We start from the raw sequence: 590 nt of genomic DNA, 5'->3' as shown, positions 1-590 counted from the left end.
GAGCGGTCGAAGGTGGGGCTGGCGATTGGGACGAAGTCGTAACAAGGTAGCCGTACCGGAAGGTGCGGCTGGATCACCTCCTTTCTAAGGAGCATTGAAGGACCTGATGGCTTTCCCGGTTCTCCGCTTAGGCGGTGGGTCGGATGGTGTCGGGTCTGCACCGCGTTTCGAAGCGAACGTCTTCGGCGTGGTTGCTCACTTGTGGAGCACTGGTTATTCGGTTCGGGTGTCATGCCCGCCGGGTTGGTACCGTCGGGGAGCGCAGGCTCTCCGGAGTGGGAACGCTTGGTGGGGTGGGGTCCGGGTCGGGCACACTGTTGGGTTCTGAGGGAACGTCGCGTCTCTCGGTCGCGGGCCTTTGGGTCCGGTGGTCGCAGGGTTTCCTGTGGCGCCGGGTCTTGGGGGTCTGGTCCGGGGGGCCGGGGTTTTCCTCTGATCGAGTCTTTTGATTCGCACTCCCTTTCCCGGATCCTTCGTCGTCTGAGTACGGCGGGTGGGTGTGGGTTGCGGGTTTGTTGTTTGAGATTTGCATAGTGGACGCGAGCATCTATGTGGCCAAGTTTTTAAGGGCGCACGGTGGATGCCTTGGC

At 61.7% G+C, this 590-nt stretch carries 1 rRNA gene; it reads left to right on the top strand.

Features of this window, described 5'->3' with window-relative positions:
* Positions 1 to 84, top strand: a 16S ribosomal RNA gene (locus RUR_RS28495); the annotation flags it as partial.
* Positions 85 to 590 lie beyond the last annotated feature (506 nt).

This window comes from Rhizohabitans arisaemae, from assembly GCF_025996515.1.
Classification (GTDB): domain Bacteria; phylum Actinomycetota; class Actinomycetes; order Streptosporangiales; family Streptosporangiaceae; genus Rhizohabitans; species Rhizohabitans arisaemae.
The sequence above is the reverse complement of the archived record's forward strand: the minus strand, read 5'-3'. Positions and strand labels throughout refer to the sequence as shown.